The following is a 16,809-nucleotide window of genomic DNA, read 5'->3' as shown; positions in this document are numbered from 1 at the left end:
CGCCATGAGCCTGCAATTGAGCTTCGCCCAAGCCAGCGCGACCGGACCTCGGGATGAGAACCAGGATGCCCTGCGCCTGGTCACGCCGAATCCGGAGCTGGCAGCCAGCAAGGGTTATCTGTTCGCTTTGGCCGACGGCGTCAGCCAATGTGCCGATGGTGGCCTGGCTGCGCGCACAAGCCTGCAGGCACTGGCCCTGGACTATTACGCCACGCCACCGACCTGGGGCGTAGCCCAGGCGCTGGATCGCCTGCTGCTGGCGCAGAATCGCTGGCTGCGAGCCAATGGGGCTGGCCAGCCATTGCTGACCACCCTCAGCGCCCTGGTGCTCAGAGGCCGCAGGTTCACCCTGGCCCATGTCGGCGACTGCCGGATCTATCGCTGGGCGGCCGGCCAGTTGCAACGCATCAGCGAGGATCACGTCTGGGATCAACCGGGCATGCAACATGTACTCAAACGCGCTATGGGCCTCGATCAGCACTTGCAGGTCGACTACCTTGAGGGCGAGCTGCAGGCGGGTGAGTGTTTCGTTCTGCTCAGCGACGGTGTTTGGGCCAGCCTCAGCGAGTCACAGATCAGGGCAGTGTTGCGCGAACAGATTGATCTGCAGGACGCCGCCCAGACCCTGGTCACCTCGGCGCACCTCAGCGGCAGCCAGGATAACGCCAGCGCGTTGCTGGTGCGCGTCGACCAATTGGGCGCGAGCACGCTCGGCGATTCGTTGGCGCAGTTGCAACAATGGCCATTACCAACAGCCTTGCGCAGCGGCCAATCGATTGATGGCTGGACAATCGAGCAAGCACTCGGAGAGAGCCGTCAGTCCCTGCTGTACCGGGTGCGCGACAAGCAGCAGGAGGCGTGGCTGTTGAAAACCCTGCCCGCGCATCGCAAGGATGAGCCCGGAGCCTTGCAAAGCCTGCTGCTTGAAGAGTGGTTTCTGCGCCGCGTAGCCGGGCGTTACTTTCCTGAAGTACACCCTGCCAGTCAACGGCAGCACCTGTACTACCTGATGCGCGAATACCCTGGGCAAACCCTGGCTCAACTTTTCGATCACGCAGGGCCCCTGCCCCTTGCCCAATGGCACACATTGGCCCAGCAACTGCTCCAGGCAGTGGGCCTGCTACACCGACGCAACATCCTGCACAGGGACATCAAGCCAGAGAACCTGCATATCGGCAACGACGGTCAACTGCGCTTGCTGGATTTTGGCCTCGCCTTCTGCCCCGGCCTGTCCGAAGACCGTGCCCACGAGCTGCCTGGCACCCCGTCATTCATCGCCCCGGAGGCTTTCGACGCCGAGCCTCCCAGTACGCGGCAAGACCTCTACAGCGTAGGCGTAACACTGTTCTACCTGCTCACGGGCCATTACCCCTATGGAGAAATCGAGGCATTTCAACGTCCGCGCTTTGCTCAGCCAACCAGCGCTGCCCGCTATCGCCCGGACGTGCCCGAATGGCTGGAACACAACTTGAATCAAGCGCTGGCAGCCGACCCGCAACAACGTTTCGAGACTGCCGAACAATGGTTATTACTGCTCGAACAAGGCGAACGCCAACACTTGAGCGTACGCCCACGACCGCTGCTGGAGCGCGAGCCACTTAAGGTCTGGCGCGGCCTGGCACTGCTTTCGCTGATGCTCAATCTGATACTGCTGATCTGCCTGCTAAAAGGCTGAAAGCGCCACTTGCCGATGAGGAAAACCTGATGAAAGCAAAAGTCTGGCTGATTGGTGCGGGCCCTGGTGACCCGGAGCTGTTAACCCTGAAGGCGGTTCGCGCCTTGAGCGAAGCCGAAGTGGTACTGATTGACGACCTGGTCAACCCGTTAATCCTCGAACATTGCCCCAATGCGCGGGTGATTGCCGTTGGCAAACGCGGCGGATGTCGCTCCACACCTCAGGATTTCATTCAACGCCTGATGCTGCGATACGCACGTCAGGGCCGCTGTGTGGCGCGGCTCAAGGGCGGAGATCCGTGCATCTTTGGCCGTGGCGGTGAGGAAGCGGCCTGGCTACAAGCCCACGGTATCGAAGCTGAATTGGTCAATGGCATTACAGCCGGCCTTGCAGGGGCAACCCAATGCGGAATTTCCCTGACCCTGCGCGGTGTAAGCCGTGGCGTAACCCTGGTAACTGCACACACTCAGGACGACAGCCCGCTTAACTGGTCGGCACTGGCCCAGGGCGGCACCACCCTGGTGGTGTACATGGGTGTCAACAAGCTTGAGGAGGTCCGCCATGGTCTGTTGGCTGGCGGCCTTGCGGGAGAGACACCGATTGCAATGATCGAGAACGCATCGCTGCCACAGCAACGCGAACAACGCAGTACGCTCATGCAACTGTGCGAAGACGCTGCACAGTTCAAACTGCGCAGCCCGGCCATCCTGGTTATCGGCGACGTGGCCGCCCAAGCCGCATCCAGCAGCGCGCTGTTACAAATCCCGGCCTGAATCGCGGACAAAGAAAAGCCCGGCCTAAGCCGGGCTTTTCTGTGAAGCGCTTACCAATTACTTGGCTTGGGCTTCTACTTGTGCTTCTACGCGACGGTTAACAGCGCGACCAGCGTCGGTGGCGTTGTCAGCAACCGGACGGGTTTCACCGTAGCCAACCGACTCAACACGGCTCGATTCTACGCCGTATTCGTTGGTCAGAACCTGCTTAACGGCGTTTGCACGACGCTCAGACAGCTTCTGGTTGTAAGCGTCAGGACCGACGGAGTCAGTGTGACCTTCAACAGTGGTGGTGGTCTGTGGGTACTGCTTCATGAAGTCAGCCAGGTTTTTGATATCGCCGTAGCTGTTTTGCTTCACAACCGACTTGTCGAAGTCGAACTTGACGTCCAGCTCAACACGTACGACTTCGGCAACAGCCGGGCAGCCGTCAGCGTCAACGGTAACGTTGGCTGGGGTGTCAGGGCACTTGTCAACGTTGTCGCAAACGCCGTCGTTGTCGCTGTCGGAGCATACTTCAGCAACTGGAGCAGGAGCTGGAGCAACTTTACCGCCGCTACCACCGAAGTTCAGACCCAGACCTACGGTCGGTGCCCACTCGGTGTTGCCGTTGTCGATGTTGTACTGAGCTTCAACGCCAGCACGGGCGAAGAACATATCAGTGATGTACCACTTGGCACCGGCGCCCAGGTTGGCGAAGGTGGAGTGGTCGCGACCGTTGTTGGTAGCCTGACCCAGGCTCTCGTGCGCGAAACCAGCGGAAACGTACGGACGCACTGCGTCACCTACGGTACCCAGGTGGTAGGTAGCGTCGAGCTTGGCCTTGGAACCTTTGATGTCTTTGTTGAAGACTTCACCACGAACGTTGTGAGTCTCGTTGTAGCCCAGGTCCAGGGACAGGTCGTCGGTCAGGAAGTAACCGAGACGAACACCAGGGTTGGTGCCGTCGTTTTTGAAATTGCGCTCGCTATCGTAGTACTGCTTGGTAACGTTACCTTCGATTTCAACCGCGCCTTGGCCTTGTGCCAGAGCGCCGAGCGAAGTTACGGCTACAAGAGAACCAATGGCCAAGCCCAAGGTGTTTTTCAATTTCATCCGTTAAATCCCCATCTGGTGATAGTTAAGCAGTCCCACCACAATCCGGGGGACAACTCGACGACAAGTCTAGCAGAACTTGCCGGTACGTTAGAGATATTTGCGCGCCACTAAGTTTCAGCAAGACCCGCAAATTTCTCACGTAGCTTGTCTAGCGCACGCTTGTACCGCATTTTCGTTGCGCTAAGGCCCATATGCATGATATCGGCGATCTCTTGAAATTCCAGCTCTGCGACAAATCGTAGCACCAGAATTTCACGGTCAATTGGATTCACATGCACTAGCCACTTATCTAACCCACCCTTCTCTTCGGGCTTTGGCGCTTTCTCTTCCGAGGCCTCCTCAAGTGGATCAAGACTCAAGGCATCCATCAGACGACGCTTGCGCCGCTCCTTTCGATACTGGGTGATGCATTCGTTATAGGTGATGCTGTAGAGCCATGTCTTGAACTTCGATTTACCCTCGAAGTTCTTCAGGCCATAGAGCACCTTGAGCATCACCTCCTGACAGACATCGTCAGCATCCCTATCGTTCCCCAAATAACGTGCACACACGTTAAAAAGAGTTCGCTGATAGCGCCGCATGAGTTCTTCATACGCGCGAGTAACATGGAAAAGCTCCTCATGCGAACGCGCCACCAACTCCTCATCAGTGAGCTCGCGGGGGTCGTAACGCATGGGCAGCGAGTGAACTTTATTCAAAACGAATCTGGCCGACAGTCAGGTCAATGTCGCCGCTTACCCCTGCCTGGGGTAATTTCGCGGCGGCATACATTAGCAGGATTTGCCCGGTTAGCGGCTATTGACTCGCTGCTCCAGGAGAATCCGGTTGGACAACGAAATCAGCTCGCCGTCATCGGTCAGCAGGGTCGTCTTGACCGTGCCGATCTCCTCGATTTGCCCTTCGACCTCTCCAACCTGCACGTGTTGGCCCACCTGGTAAAGCTCTCGTACGTAAATTCCAGCCAGAATCTGCCCGGCAATTTCGCGGCTGCCAAGGCCCATCGCCAACGCAACGGCCAGACCAACGGTAATCAATCCAATGACAATTACGTGGTTGAGCAGGTCGGTTTTGACCTCAAGCTGGCTGATTGCCACTGAAATACTGATGATGATGACCAGGCCTTGGGCGATACGCCCAACACCTGCGGCGTAATCCAGACCAATGCCTTCTGCAGCACCGCGCACCAAACCATTGACCAGTTGTGCCAACAACACGCCCGCCAGCAGCACCAGCGCAGCGCCGAATACCTTAGGCAGGTACAACGCCAGCATATCCAGTGTTGCCGAAACGCGCTCAAGCCCCAGCGACTCGGCGGCCGAGACGAGGAAAATCAACAGCACGAACCAGTAGACGATCTTGCCGATCAAGGTCGAAATCGGCACCTGGATGCCAACCCGTTCAAGCATTTTGGTCAAACCGGTACCGCCCATCAGGCGATCCAGCCCCAACTTGGCCAACAGTTTGGACAGCAAGGTGTCGAGCAACTTGGCCACGACAAAGCCCAGCAGTACTACAACCAGAGCACCAAACAGATTAGGGATGAAGTTCGCCACTTTGGTCCACAACGCGGTCATCGCGGCGAGCAAGCTCTGGGTCCAGAGATTAAGTTCCATATTCAGTCGGCCTTATCAGCTTTACGAGCGGTAGCGTTACGGCGGACCGGCGCAACATGCGCCGAACCATTGTTGACGGCGATCATCAGTGCCTGGCTCCAGCGGCCAAGCAAGCTGAACAGATCACCCGCACCAACCTGGCGGTTGGCGGTTTTTAGGACGCGCCCAAGGCAGGCATCGTCGTCACGGTCATTACCGGACGGTGAGGCCTTGAGCAGGTCTCGCAGGGATTCTTCAAACGGATCGTGCATGGGCACCTCGCGCAATATCAGTCAAAGACGAGGACGCTTGCGCATGGGTCACATGAACGCTGCAGGCAGTTTGTGACTGGATGTTCACTACATTCATCGACTCACACCCAGCGCAGGCGGCGGAACAGCCACCATTGCCCTAGCGCCAGGCCCAGCACCAACAGGCTGGCAAAGAGGAAACCATACGGGCTTTGCGACCCTGGAATACCACCGACGTTGATACCCAGCAGGCCGGTGACGAAACTCATGGGCAGGAAAATGCAGGTAATGATGCCGAACCGGTACATGGTTCGGTTCATTCGTTCAGCACGACGGCGGTCTTCGCTTTCCAGCACCAGCGCTGCCCGTTCGCGGGTCAGCTCCAACTCTTCGAGGTAACGAATCAGGCTGTTGTTCAACTCGTTCCAGTAGTCGGCGTCGTCTTCAGCGAACCAACTCCACTTGTTGCGCGCAAGCTGCGCATACAGCTCACGCTGCGGCGCAAGAAAGCGTCGCAGGCCAGCAGCGCGACGACGAATCTGCTGCAAAGAGCCCTGTTCGGGTGCATAACGGGCGTCGGCCTCGAGCTTTTCTTCTTCCAGATCGACCACTTCAGACAAGTCGCTGACCAGTGCCTGGACCTTCTCCGTCAGCAACTGCGCCATGCTCAACAGCAGTTCGGAGGCAGTTTTCGGACCGCGGCCGTCGGCCAGTTGCTGCAACAGCTCGTCACTGGCGCGCAGCGGCCGCAGGCGCAGCGAGATGACTCGTTGCGCCTGGGCGAAAATACGCACCGAGACCATGTCTTCTGGTTCTGCCCCCGGATTAAGATTGACGCCGCGCAGAAACAGCAACATCTGTTCTTCAGGCAGGGCCAGCAGCCGCGGACGGGTGTTCTCTTCAAGGAGCAAATCGCAGGCAAACTCACTCAGACCGCTGTCATGCCGCAGCCAGGTACGGGTTTGCGGATGACTACGGTCCCAGTGCAGCCAGAGGCTCTGCTCGGGCTGCAACTGCAGGTCGTTGAGTTCGGTTCGAGCTATCGAACGCGCACCGCCCTTGCCATCGAGCACCAGGGCATGAACCAGCCCCCACTGCGCGTTTTCTTCCTCGAACATTACTGCTCCACTTAGCGGTTCAAGCGTTTATTCCGGCATTTTCAACGGGCTTGGCGACACGATAACGCCATTGTTGTCAGCGTAGATGTACTCGCCCGGACGGAACGTTACGCCGGCAAAGCTCACCACAACGTTAAGATCACCAATGCCGCGCTTGTCGGTTTTCATCGGGTGGCTGGCCAGAGCCTGCACACCGACATCGGTCTGGGCAATGACGTCCACGTCACGAATGCAACCATAGATCACCATACCTTCCCAGCCGTTCTTTGCCGCCTTTTCCGCGAGCATGTCGCCCAGCAGCGCCCGACGCAGCGATCCACCGCCGTCTACGACCAGCACCTTGCCCTTGCCATCCAGGTCAACCTGCTCTTTGACCAGAGAGTTGTCCTCGAAGCATTTGATGGTAACGATTTGTCCACCAAAGGAGTCACGACCACCGAAGTTGCTGAACATCGGCTCCAGCACCTGTACCAGTTCCGGATAGGCGTCGCACAAATCGGGCGTTAGATAATGCATGGGTAACTCCTGTCGGTTGCCAAGACAATGGATGTAGATGTCACAGTGTCATTGATGAGACGAGGTGCAGCGATGCGGCTTTAGTCATCTTAACGATAACCAGGCGCAGGCGAAACGCTTGGTGCGGCTTCTTCGAGCACGGGCGACAGCGGATTGTGCAGCCAGCGCTGAACCAGCGGCCAGACCTGCACCTGGGCCGGCTTGCTGACCAGCATATCGACGTGACCAAAATTGTCGAAGCCTTCCTCGCGTCCCAAACGAACAAACTGCTTGTGTTCGCCACCCACCTGCTCAAACAACTTGCGGCACGCCCACACCGGGTCCTGATGATCACCGGCAGCGGCGACAGCCAGCGTAGGCACATCTATCTGGGCAAGTCCGGCCCACCAGTCATTGTCTTTCTCGCCAAAGCGCCCGAACAGACCAAACCAACGCATGCTTTCCAGCGCCAGTCCAATAGGCTCGTCCTCCGGCCCGCGCTTGAGCCTCGAACCGGAAATTTGCGCAAAGCGCTTGAGCAACAGACGCCCGCCCCACTCCACTGGCGGAAATTTCAACGGCCAGTAGGTACGGCTGACCTGCGTACCAAAAAACGCGGCACTGGCCACCTGTTCGGCCCCCAGGTACTTGCCACCCAGAGCAGCAGCCAGAGTAGTGCCACCCAATGAGTGGCCAACCCAGTGCGCAGCACGACCGCACTGCTCATAGACAAAGGCAGCGATTGCTGGCAAGTCATAGCGGGCATAGTCGGCGACGCGATTATGGCGATAGTTGCGATTGCGCAGCGACAGGCCATGACCGCGCATTTCCGGAATCCAGACATCGAAACCGGCGCGCGCCAAATAGGCGCCCAGGCCGACGCCTCGCGGCGAATACCAGAATCGTCGGTTGGAAAAACTGCCATGCAGCAGAATGACTGGCACACCACGTAACTCGGGCTGATCCGCCAGTCCAAGACGGGTGACCGCCAGCTCAACGGTGCGATCGGGGCTGTTACCGGCTTTGATCCGGTAGACATCTTCGCTCAGATCACCCCGTCGCTCGGCACTGAGCAAGGCCACGGGAAAAAGAGTACTGCTGCTTTGCATAGGTTTCTTGCACGAAAAAGGGCGGGAACCATCACTGGAACACGCCCTGGAATACGGTCGAAACCTTCACCGGCCACCGCCAAGTGAAGGTTTCGGTTCAGCACATCAGTTCGCTGCCTGACCTTCAGCCAGGAAGAACCAGGTCTCAAGTACCGAGTCCGGGTTGAGCGAAACGCTTTCAATGCCCTGTTCCATCAGCCACTTGGCCAGATCCGGATGGTCGGATGGGCCCTGGCCGCAAATACCAATGTACTTGCCAGCCTTGTTGCAAGCCTGAATGGCGTTGGCCAGCAACTTCTTCACCGCAGGATTACGCTCGTCGAACAGGTGAGCGATGATGCCTGAGTCACGGTCCAGGCCCAGGGTCAGCTGAGTCAGGTCGTTGGAGCCGATGGAGAAACCGTCGAAGTATTCAAGGAACTCTTCGGCGAGAATGGCGTTGGACGGCAGCTCGCACATCATGATCACGCGCAAGCCGTTGTCGCCGCGGGCCAGGCCGTTTTCAGCAAGCAGGTCGACGACCTGGCTGGCTTCGCCCAGGGTACGTACGAACGGCACCATGATCTCAACGTTGGTCAGGCCCATTTCGTTGCGCACGCGCTTGAGTGCACGGCACTCGAGTTCGAAGCAGTCACGGAAGGTTTCGCTGATGTAGCGCGAGGCACCACGGAAGCCCAGCATCGGGTTTTCTTCTTCCGGCTCGTAGAGTTTACCGCCGATCAGGTTGGCGTATTCGTTGGACTTGAAGTCCGACAGACGCACGATGACCTTCTTCGGCCAGAACGCTGCAGCCAGGGTGCTGATGCCCTCGACCAGTTTCTCGACATAGAAGCCAACTGGATCGTTGTAACCGGCGATGCGCTTGTCGACGCTTTCCTTCAACTCTGGCGGCAAGCCGGCATAGTTCAGCAGCGCCTTGGGGTGCACGCCGATCATGCGGTTGATGATGAACTCCAGGCGCGCCAGGCCAACACCGGCGTTTGGCAGCTGGGCAAAATCGAACGCGCGGTCCGGGTTGCCGACGTTCATCATGATCTTGAATGGCAGATCAGGCATGGCATCGACGGAGTTCTTGCGAACATCGAAGCCCAGTTCACCCTCGAAGATGAAACCGGTGTCGCCTTCGGCGCAGGATACGGTTACGCCCTGGCCTTCCTGCAGCAGTTGGGTGGCATTACCGCAACCCACTACAGCCGGAATACCCAGTTCACGCGCGATGATCGCGGCATGGCAGGTACGGCCGCCACGGTTGGTAACGATGGCGCTGGCGCGCTTCATCACCGGTTCCCAGTCCGGATCGGTCATGTCCGAGACCAGCACGTCGCCCGGCTGGACCTTGTCCATTTCCGAGACGTCCTTGATGATGCGGACCTTGCCGGCGCCGATACGCTGGCCAATGGCACGACCTTCAACCAGGACGGTGCCGGTCTCCTTGAGCAGGTAGCGCTCCATGACGTTGGCCTGGGCGCGGCTCTTCACGGTTTCAGGACGTGCCTGAACGATGTACAGCTTGCCGTCATCACCGTCTTTGGCCCACTCGATGTCCATCGGACACTTGTAGTGCTTCTCGATGATCATTGCCTGCTTGGCCAGTTCGCTGACTTCAGCGTCGCTCAGGCAGAAACGGGTACGGTCGGCCTTGTCGACATCAACGGTCTTGACCGAGCGGCCAGCCTTGGCTTCTTCGCCATAGACCATCTTGATTGCCTTGCTGCCCAGGTTACGGCGCAGGATAGCGGGACGGCCAGCCTCCAGTGTGCCCTTGTGGACATAGAATTCATCCGGGTTTACCGCGCCTTGCACCACGGTTTCGCCCAGGCCATAAGCACCCGTGATGAAGACCACATCACGGAAGCCCGACTCGGTGTCGAGGGTGAACATCACCCCGGCAGTTCCGGTTTCCGAACGTACCATGCGCTGCACACCCGCCGACAGGGCTACCAGCTTGTGATCGAAGCCCTGGTGAACACGGTAGGAAATGGCGCGGTCGTTGAACAGAGAAGCAAATACTTCCTTGGCAGCGCGGATGACGTTCTCGACGCCTCGGATGTTCAGGAACGTTTCCTGTTGGCCGGCGAACGAGGCGTCTGGCAAGTCTTCGGCGGTAGCCGAGGAACGTACGGCGACAGCCATGTTCGGGTTGCCCTGGGACATCTGGGCAAACGCGCTGCGAATTTCTTCGTTCAGACGCTCGGGAAACTCGGCTTCCATGATCCACTGGCGGATCTGGGCACCGGTTCTGGCCAGGGCGTTGACGTCATCGACGTCCAGCGCGTCGAGCGCGGCGTGAATCTGTGCATTGAGCCCACTCTGCTCGAGAAAATCACGGTACGCCTGAGCCGTAGTGGCAAAGCCGCCGGGGACCGATACACCGGCGCCCGCGAGGTTACTGATCATCTCGCCGAGGGATGCGTTCTTGCCCCCCACGTGCTCCACATCATGGACGCCGAGCTTATCGAGGGAAACTACGTACTCTACCAAGGTGATCTCTCCACTAACTGTGTTGGAAAAGCTCAGGTCGCCCGCCTGCCTACTCTGGCTTGACTGGGCGCTTGTGGCCTGGACCTGGAAAATAAGTGAGAATGCCGAACGCGATGTTCGGTAAACCGAACCTATCATATCCAAGAATCGTCATCAGCTTAAGGCCCAAGGCGCAAATGAAACGATCTGCTTTCTTTATCTCCGATGGCACCGGCATTACTGCCGAGACGCTGGGACAGAGTCTTCTCGCGCAATTCGATACCATTCCGTTCAATAAATTCACACGCCCGTACATCGACAGCGTGGAAAAAGCGCGAGTGATGGTACAACAAATCAACAGCGCCGCAGAGAAGGATGGTGTTCGTCCGATCATCTTCGACACGATCGTCAATCAGGATATTCGCGAGGTCCTGGCGACCTCAAACGGCTTCATGATCGATATTTTCTCGACCTTCCTGGCCCCGCTGGAGCAGGAACTGACAGCGCATTCTTCCTACTCGGTGGGCAAGTCGCACTCTATTGGCGGCAACTCCAACTACATGGAGCGCATCGAGGCGGTCAACTTCGCGCTGGACAACGACGATGGCGCCCGCACGCATTACTACGACAAGGCTGATTTGATCCTGGTAGGGGTTTCGCGCTGCGGCAAGACACCTACCTGCCTGTACATGGCCATGCAATTTGGCATCCGTGCGGCCAACTATCCGTTGACCGAGGACGACATGGAGCGCCTGCAACTGCCCCAGGCCTTGAAAAACCATCAGCACAAGCTGTTCGGCCTGACCATCGACCCGGACCGCTTGACCGCCATTCGTCACGAGCGCAAGCCCAACAGTCGCTACGCCAGCTTCGCCCAGTGCGAATTCGAGGTGCGTGAGGTGGAGAATCTGTTCCGTCGCGAGAATATTCCGAATATCAACTCCACGCATTTTTCGGTGGAAGAGATTGCGGCGAAGATTCTGGTCGAGAAAGGTGTAGAGCGGCGGTTCAAGTAAGGGTAGCGCACGTGGCGATGGGCATATCCATTTGATGCCGTGGCGCTACGGCCCCCCCCAAAAAAAAATCGCAAAACCATCAAACAAAAAAAAGCCCCGACAAATGCCGGGGCTTCTTCATTTCAGCGCAACGTCAGGAAGGCACTACCGCCGCCTGCCCGCTCATGGCCAGATCCACCAGTTCGCGGTTCGCCACCGCGTACATGGCGTAATCAGTCCCCGTCGCAGCCCGCAACTCGTCAAGCATGGCACGCCAGCGATTGACCATCACACGGTGCTGATCCAGCCACAGATTGACCCGCGCATCCATCTCTTGCGGCGCATCAGCCATCTGCAACACCGAAATGGTGATCGCCCGCTGCTGCAGATCGATATCATCGCGGAACGCCTCGCGAGCCAGGGCCTGCCAGTTGTTTTCCACCGCCAGGTTGCTGATTTCCTGCAAGTACCAGGTCAGATCCAGCGCGCTGCCAACCGCAAAGAACGCCTTGGCCACTTCCGCCGGATCCTGACCGGTAACATCGGACGCCTCGATAATCGGCAGCAACGTGTACAGGTGCGTAGTACCGGCAACCATCCGCGCCAGCAATTCCGGCACACCCGCATCGACGAAGCCCTGGTAACGGGTCATCCAACGCTCACGGGTCGGCCCTTCGAGCAACTCATCAAGCTTAAGACCCAAAGCTGCGATGTTCGGCCCAAAGTGCGCTACGTCGCGCCCAGCGTCCTGCTCGTTGCGACGGCTACGCAAGAACCAACGGGTAGCCCGACGCCCAAGACGCATCAGTTCGTCCATCAGGGTCAACTGGATTTCAGCCGGCACCTGATAGTCCAGCGCCTCGATCTGACGGAACCAGTGCGGGAGGTGGAAGATATCTCGCACAATCACGTAAGCACCCGCGACATTCGCCGGGCTCATGCCGGTGGACTCTTTCAGACGCTGGACGAAGGTGATACCCATGTTGTTGACCAGATCGTTGGCAATCTGGGTGCTGACGATTTCACGCTTCAGACGATGACGACGCATAGCCTCGGCGAATTTGCTCACCAACGACGGCGGGAACGCGGTTTCCATGTCGCGGGTCAGGTAATCGTCATCCGGCACCAAGGACTTGAGCAGCGCTTCCTTGAGGTCGATCTTGCTGTAGGAGATCAGTACCGACAGCTCGGCACGGGTCAGGCCCTGATTGGCCGCCAGACGCTCAGCCAGTTGCTCCTCGGTTGGCAGGAACTCGATGGCACGATCCAGCTTGCCACGACTTTCCAGATCAGCCATCAGGCGCTTGTATTCGGCAATTCGCTCACGGGCACGACGAGCAGCCAGGGACAACGCCTGCGTCTGCTTGTAGTTGTTACCCAGCACCAGACCCGCCACTTCGTCGGTCATGCTGCCGAGCAACTGGTTACGCTGCTTCTCGGTCATATCGCCGGCCTGCACAACCTCGTTGAGCAGAATCTTGATATTGACCTCGTGGTCGGAGCAGTCCACACCACCGGCGTTGTCGATGAAGTCGGTGTTGGTGGCGCCACCATTGAGACCGAACTCGACACGACCCAATTGAGTCATGCCCAGGTTGCCGCCCTCGCCCACTACCTTGCAGCGCAGCTCGTTGCCATCGACCCGCAGGGCGTCGTTGGCCTTGTCGCCGACGTCGGCGTGGCTTTCTTCACTGGACTTGACGTAGGTACCGATACCGCCGTTCCAGAGCAGGTCTACCGGTGCCTTGAGCAAGGCATTGAGCAGCTCGGTCGGGGTCAGTTTGTCGGCATCGATGGCGAAACGCTCTTTCATTTGCGGGGTGATCGCAATGCTTTTCGCACTACGCGGGAAGATCCCGCCGCCCTCGGACATGATGCTGGTGTCGTAGTCGCTCCAGGCTGAACGCGGCAGATCGAATAGACGTTTGCGCTCGGCAAAGCTGCTGGCCGGCTCAGGGTTCGGGTCGATAAAGATGTGCAGGTGGTTGAATGCGGCCACCAACTGCAGCTTCTCGGACATCAGCAAGCCGTTGCCGAACACGTCACCGGCCATGTCGCCGACACCTACCACAGTGATCGGATCTTCCTGGACGTTAATACCGCGCTCACGGAAGTGGCGCTGCACGCCTACCCAGGCACCACGGGCGGTGATACCCATTTTCTTGTGGTCGTAACCTGCAGAACCACCGGAGGCGAATGCATCGCCAAGCCAGAAGCCGTAATCGATGGCAATGCCGTTGGCGATATCGGAGAAGGTCGCGGTGCCTTTGTCGGCAGCCACTACCAGGTAAGGATCGTCATCGTCGTGACGTACAACGTTGACCGGCGGAATCAGTGCGCCGTCCTTGAGGTTGTCAGTGATATCCAGCAAGCCGGAAATGAAGATCCGGTAGCAGGCGATACCTTCAGCCTGAATGTCGTCGCGACTGCCACCCAGTGGCAGACGACGTGGTAGGAAGCCGCCTTTGGCGCCGACCGGTACGATGACCGAGTTCTTCACCTGCTGGGCTTTTACCAGGCCCAGCACTTCGGTGCGGAAGTCTTCCTCTCGGTCCGACCAGCGCAGACCACCACGGGCCACGTTGCCAAAGCGCAGGTGCACACCTTCCACGCGTGGTGAGTAGACAAAAATTTCGAACTTGGGTACCGGCTTGGGCAGTTCCGGGATCAGCTTGGGGTTGAACTTGAAGCTGAAGTACGACTTGTTCTGGCCATGGGCGTCCGTCTGGTAGAAGTTGGTACGCAGGGTGGCCTTGATCAGGTCCAGGTAGCGACGCAGGATGCGGTCTTCGTTGAGCACCTGCACATCATCCAGTGCCGACAGAATGGCCTGTTCCAGACGTTGTTGCTTGTCGTCGAGGTCGTCGCCACTCAGCTTGCGAGCCAGATAGAAGCGGGTCTTGAACAGCCGAGTCAACTCGCGCGCGATGTCGGTGTGGTTGTTCAGGGTGCTGGCGATGTACCCGAGGTCAAAGCCCAGGCGGATCTGCTTGAGGTAGCGGGCATAAGCACGCAGTAGTGCCACATCGCGCCATGGCAGGCCGGCGGTCAGCACCAGGCGGTTGAAGGCGTCGTTTTCGGCATCGCCCTGGACGATATGGACAAAGGCGTCCTGCAGGGTGTCGTTGAGCTGCTGGATATCCAGATCCAGGCCTTCGCTGTAGGTGAAGGCAAAATCGTGAATCCAGAACTCGCGACCATTGGCATGGCGCAGGTGATACGGGAACTCGCCAAGCACGCGCAAGCCGAGGTTTTCCAGGATCGGCAGCACGTCCGACAGCGCCAGGGGCGTATCGGCGTGGTACAGCTTGCAGTGCAACTGGCGCTCACCGAGCTGGGTCAGGGGCTGGTAGAAGCTCATCACCAGCGGTTTGCGTTCGGACAGGTTCAGCAGGTGCTGCATGTCGACCACAGCCGAATGCGCAGCGAAACGCTCGCGATAACCGGCCGGGAAACCTTTCGGGAAGTCAGCCAGGACGTTGGTGCCCTGGGCTTCACCGAAGCTTTCGACGGTCAGGCTGGCATAGTCGTCCTGCCACGAACGGCAGGCCTGGATCACTTCGTTTTCCAGCTGCTGCGGGTCGATGTCGATACGGTTTTTCGGATCAACGCGCAAGATCAGTTGCACCCGCGCCAGCACCGACTCGGAGAAGAAGGTCCAGAACTCGCAATCGCTGGCTTTCAAGCGATCCATCAATACTTGCTGGATCTTCTGCCGCACTTCAGTGGAGTAGATGTCCCGCGGTACGTAGGCCAGGCAGTAGCAGAAACGGCCGTACGGATCCTTGCGCAGGAACACGCGAATCTTGTTGCGTTCCTGGATTTGCACGATCGACATCACAGTGGTGAACATCTCATCCACCGGCGTCTGGAACAGATCGTCGCGCGGCAACACTTCCAGCACCTGAGCCAGTTCCTTGCCCAGGTGAGCCTTTGGATCGAACCCGGAGCGGCGCTCCACTTCGGCCACCTTGCCACGGATATACGGGATCGAACGCACGCTCTCGCCGTACACCGAAGAGGTGTACAGGCCCATGAAGCGGCATTCCTTGATGACTTTGCCGTCGGCGTCCAGTTGGCGGATCGAAACGTAGTCGGGGTAAGCCGGACGGTGTACGCGGCTTGGGTAGGCAGCCTTGGCAAAGGACAGCAGCAGTGGTTCGTTGAGATAGTTGACCGCGTAATCTTCGATGCGCAGGTCTTCGGCGGTGAGGCCGGCGCGCAACAAGCGGGTCAGGCCCAGGAACGACTGCTCGTCATAGACCAGTTGACCGCCCTGGGCGTCAGCGCGGACGACGAACTCTTCATAACCGAGGAAGGTAAAGTGATTGCCCAGCAGCCACTCCAGGAAGTCCTTGACCTCGGCCTTCTCAGCCTGGGCCGGGGCGTATGCCGTCTGCTCGACCAGCGCCAGCAAATCGCGCAGCTTGGCCTTCATGGGCTCGAAATCGGCAACAGCTACACGCACCTCGGCCAGTACCTGTTCCAGCTCGCGAGTCAAAACATTGAGTTCCGCGGCATTGGCACAGCGGTCGATTTCCAGATACATCAGCGATTCTTGCGAGACGCCTTCACCATGAGTGCCCTTGGGAAGAATTTCCAGCAACTCGCCCTTGGCCCCGCGACGGGTGCTCAGGACAGTGGTTTGCAGGGTATGGATGCTATAGCCGCGGCGGTTGAGCTCGGTGCGTACCGAGTCGACCAAAAAAGGCAGGTCATGGTGCAGGACTTCGACCGCTGTGTGGGTCGACTGCCAACCGTGACGCTCGTAGTCAGGGTTATAAACGTGAACCTGCGGCTGGGTAGCGTCGAAGCGCTCAATGATACGCCAGGCAGAAAGGGTGCAACCGGCCAGGTCCGACATGCGACGCTGGGTGAGCTCGTCAAGAGAGATGATGCCGAAGAACTGTTCGGCGAACAACGCCACTTGTGGCAGTGCCTGTTCGCTGATGTGCTGCGCCAGGGCCGCTTTCAGTTGATGCTGGAAGTCGGCTTTGCTGGCTGCGGTGAAAAACGCCATCTGTGGTACTCCGCTGGGCTTGTTTTTGAGTGAAGCGTCGCGCACGTCCGCCATCTACGGATCAACGATAGCCAACCCGTAGCAGGAAGACGGTAAAACCATAAGAACAGGCGCAAAACGCGACTCATTGGTCACATTTACCAATTCCGCGGATGGGCATCTGCAAAAACGACTGCTTCAACGAGCTGTGTCTTTACGGGTGACCATCGACAGCGCAGCTTAA

General features: G+C 58.5%; 12 protein-coding genes. 3 read left to right on the top strand and 9 right to left on the bottom strand.

Going from position 1 to position 16,809, the window contains the following annotated elements:
- Positions 1 to 4 precede the first annotated feature (4 nt).
- Entirely contained in the window at positions 5 to 1,675 is a 1,671-nt protein-coding gene (locus H8F21_RS09395) for a bifunctional protein-serine/threonine kinase/phosphatase (RefSeq protein ID WP_203476823.1), read from the top strand.
- Positions 1,676 to 1,704: 29 nt separating this feature from the next.
- On the top strand, positions 1,705 to 2,448 hold the full coding sequence (cobA, locus tag H8F21_RS09390; RefSeq protein WP_203476824.1) for a uroporphyrinogen-III C-methyltransferase: 744 nt from the start codon (positions 1,705 to 1,707) through the stop codon (positions 2,446 to 2,448).
- Between the two features lie 57 nt (positions 2,449 to 2,505).
- Here the strand turns inward: cobA and H8F21_RS09385 are convergent, their stop codons facing one another.
- From H8F21_RS09385 to ppsA, 8 genes are all read right to left on the bottom strand, one after another.
- On the bottom strand, positions 2,506 to 3,543 hold the full coding sequence (locus H8F21_RS09385; protein WP_136475259.1) for an OmpA family protein: 1,038 nt from the start codon (positions 3,541 to 3,543) through the stop codon (positions 2,506 to 2,508).
- Positions 3,544 to 3,653: 110 nt separating this feature from the next.
- The gene (gene sigX, locus H8F21_RS09380) at positions 3,654 to 4,220 is read right to left on the bottom strand and encodes an RNA polymerase sigma factor SigX (RefSeq protein WP_036990388.1); all 567 of its coding nucleotides are present in this window, start codon (positions 4,218 to 4,220) and stop codon (positions 3,654 to 3,656) included.
- Between the two features lie 114 nt (positions 4,221 to 4,334).
- Complete coding sequence (locus H8F21_RS09375; RefSeq protein ID WP_136475258.1) at positions 4,335 to 5,159, bottom strand: mechanosensitive ion channel family protein; 825 nt, start codon at positions 5,157 to 5,159, stop codon at positions 4,335 to 4,337.
- Between the two features lie 2 nt (positions 5,160 to 5,161).
- The gene (locus tag H8F21_RS09370; RefSeq protein WP_371922260.1) at positions 5,162 to 5,416 is read right to left on the bottom strand and encodes a CrfX protein; all 255 of its coding nucleotides are present in this window, start codon (positions 5,414 to 5,416) and stop codon (positions 5,162 to 5,164) included.
- A gap of 95 nt (positions 5,417 to 5,511) precedes the next feature.
- A complete protein-coding gene (locus H8F21_RS09365) occupies positions 5,512 to 6,507 on the bottom strand; it encodes a zinc transporter ZntB (RefSeq protein ID WP_203476825.1) in 996 nt (331 codons plus the stop codon).
- Between the two features lie 27 nt (positions 6,508 to 6,534).
- Complete coding sequence (gene rraA, locus H8F21_RS09360) at positions 6,535 to 7,023, bottom strand: ribonuclease E activity regulator RraA (RefSeq protein ID WP_203476828.1); 489 nt, start codon at positions 7,021 to 7,023, stop codon at positions 6,535 to 6,537.
- An 89-nt stretch (positions 7,024 to 7,112) separates the two neighbouring features.
- Positions 7,113 to 8,111, bottom strand: a complete 999-nt coding sequence (locus H8F21_RS09355) for an alpha/beta fold hydrolase (RefSeq protein ID WP_203476829.1) — start codon at positions 8,109 to 8,111, stop codon at positions 7,113 to 7,115.
- Between the two features lie 105 nt (positions 8,112 to 8,216).
- Positions 8,217 to 10,592: a phosphoenolpyruvate synthase gene (ppsA, locus tag H8F21_RS09350; protein ID WP_203543100.1), complete on the bottom strand. Its 2,376-nt coding sequence runs from the start codon at positions 10,590 to 10,592 to the stop codon at positions 8,217 to 8,219.
- 176 nt (positions 10,593 to 10,768) lie between these two features.
- Between ppsA and ppsR the strand changes: the two genes are divergently transcribed.
- Positions 10,769 to 11,587: a posphoenolpyruvate synthetase regulatory kinase/phosphorylase PpsR gene (gene ppsR, locus H8F21_RS09345; protein WP_136475252.1), complete on the top strand. Its 819-nt coding sequence runs from the start codon at positions 10,769 to 10,771 to the stop codon at positions 11,585 to 11,587.
- Positions 11,588 to 11,720: 133 nt separating this feature from the next.
- Here the strand turns inward: ppsR and H8F21_RS09340 are convergent, their stop codons facing one another.
- On the bottom strand, positions 11,721 to 16,586 hold the full coding sequence (locus tag H8F21_RS09340; protein WP_203476831.1) for an NAD-glutamate dehydrogenase: 4,866 nt from the start codon (positions 16,584 to 16,586) through the stop codon (positions 11,721 to 11,723).
- Positions 16,587 to 16,809 lie beyond the last annotated feature (223 nt).

The organism is Pseudomonas arcuscaelestis, assembly GCF_016881005.1.
Taxonomy (GTDB): Bacteria; Pseudomonadota; Gammaproteobacteria; order Pseudomonadales; family Pseudomonadaceae; genus Aquipseudomonas; species Aquipseudomonas arcuscaelestis.
This window is presented reverse-complemented; position numbering and strand designations above follow the sequence as displayed.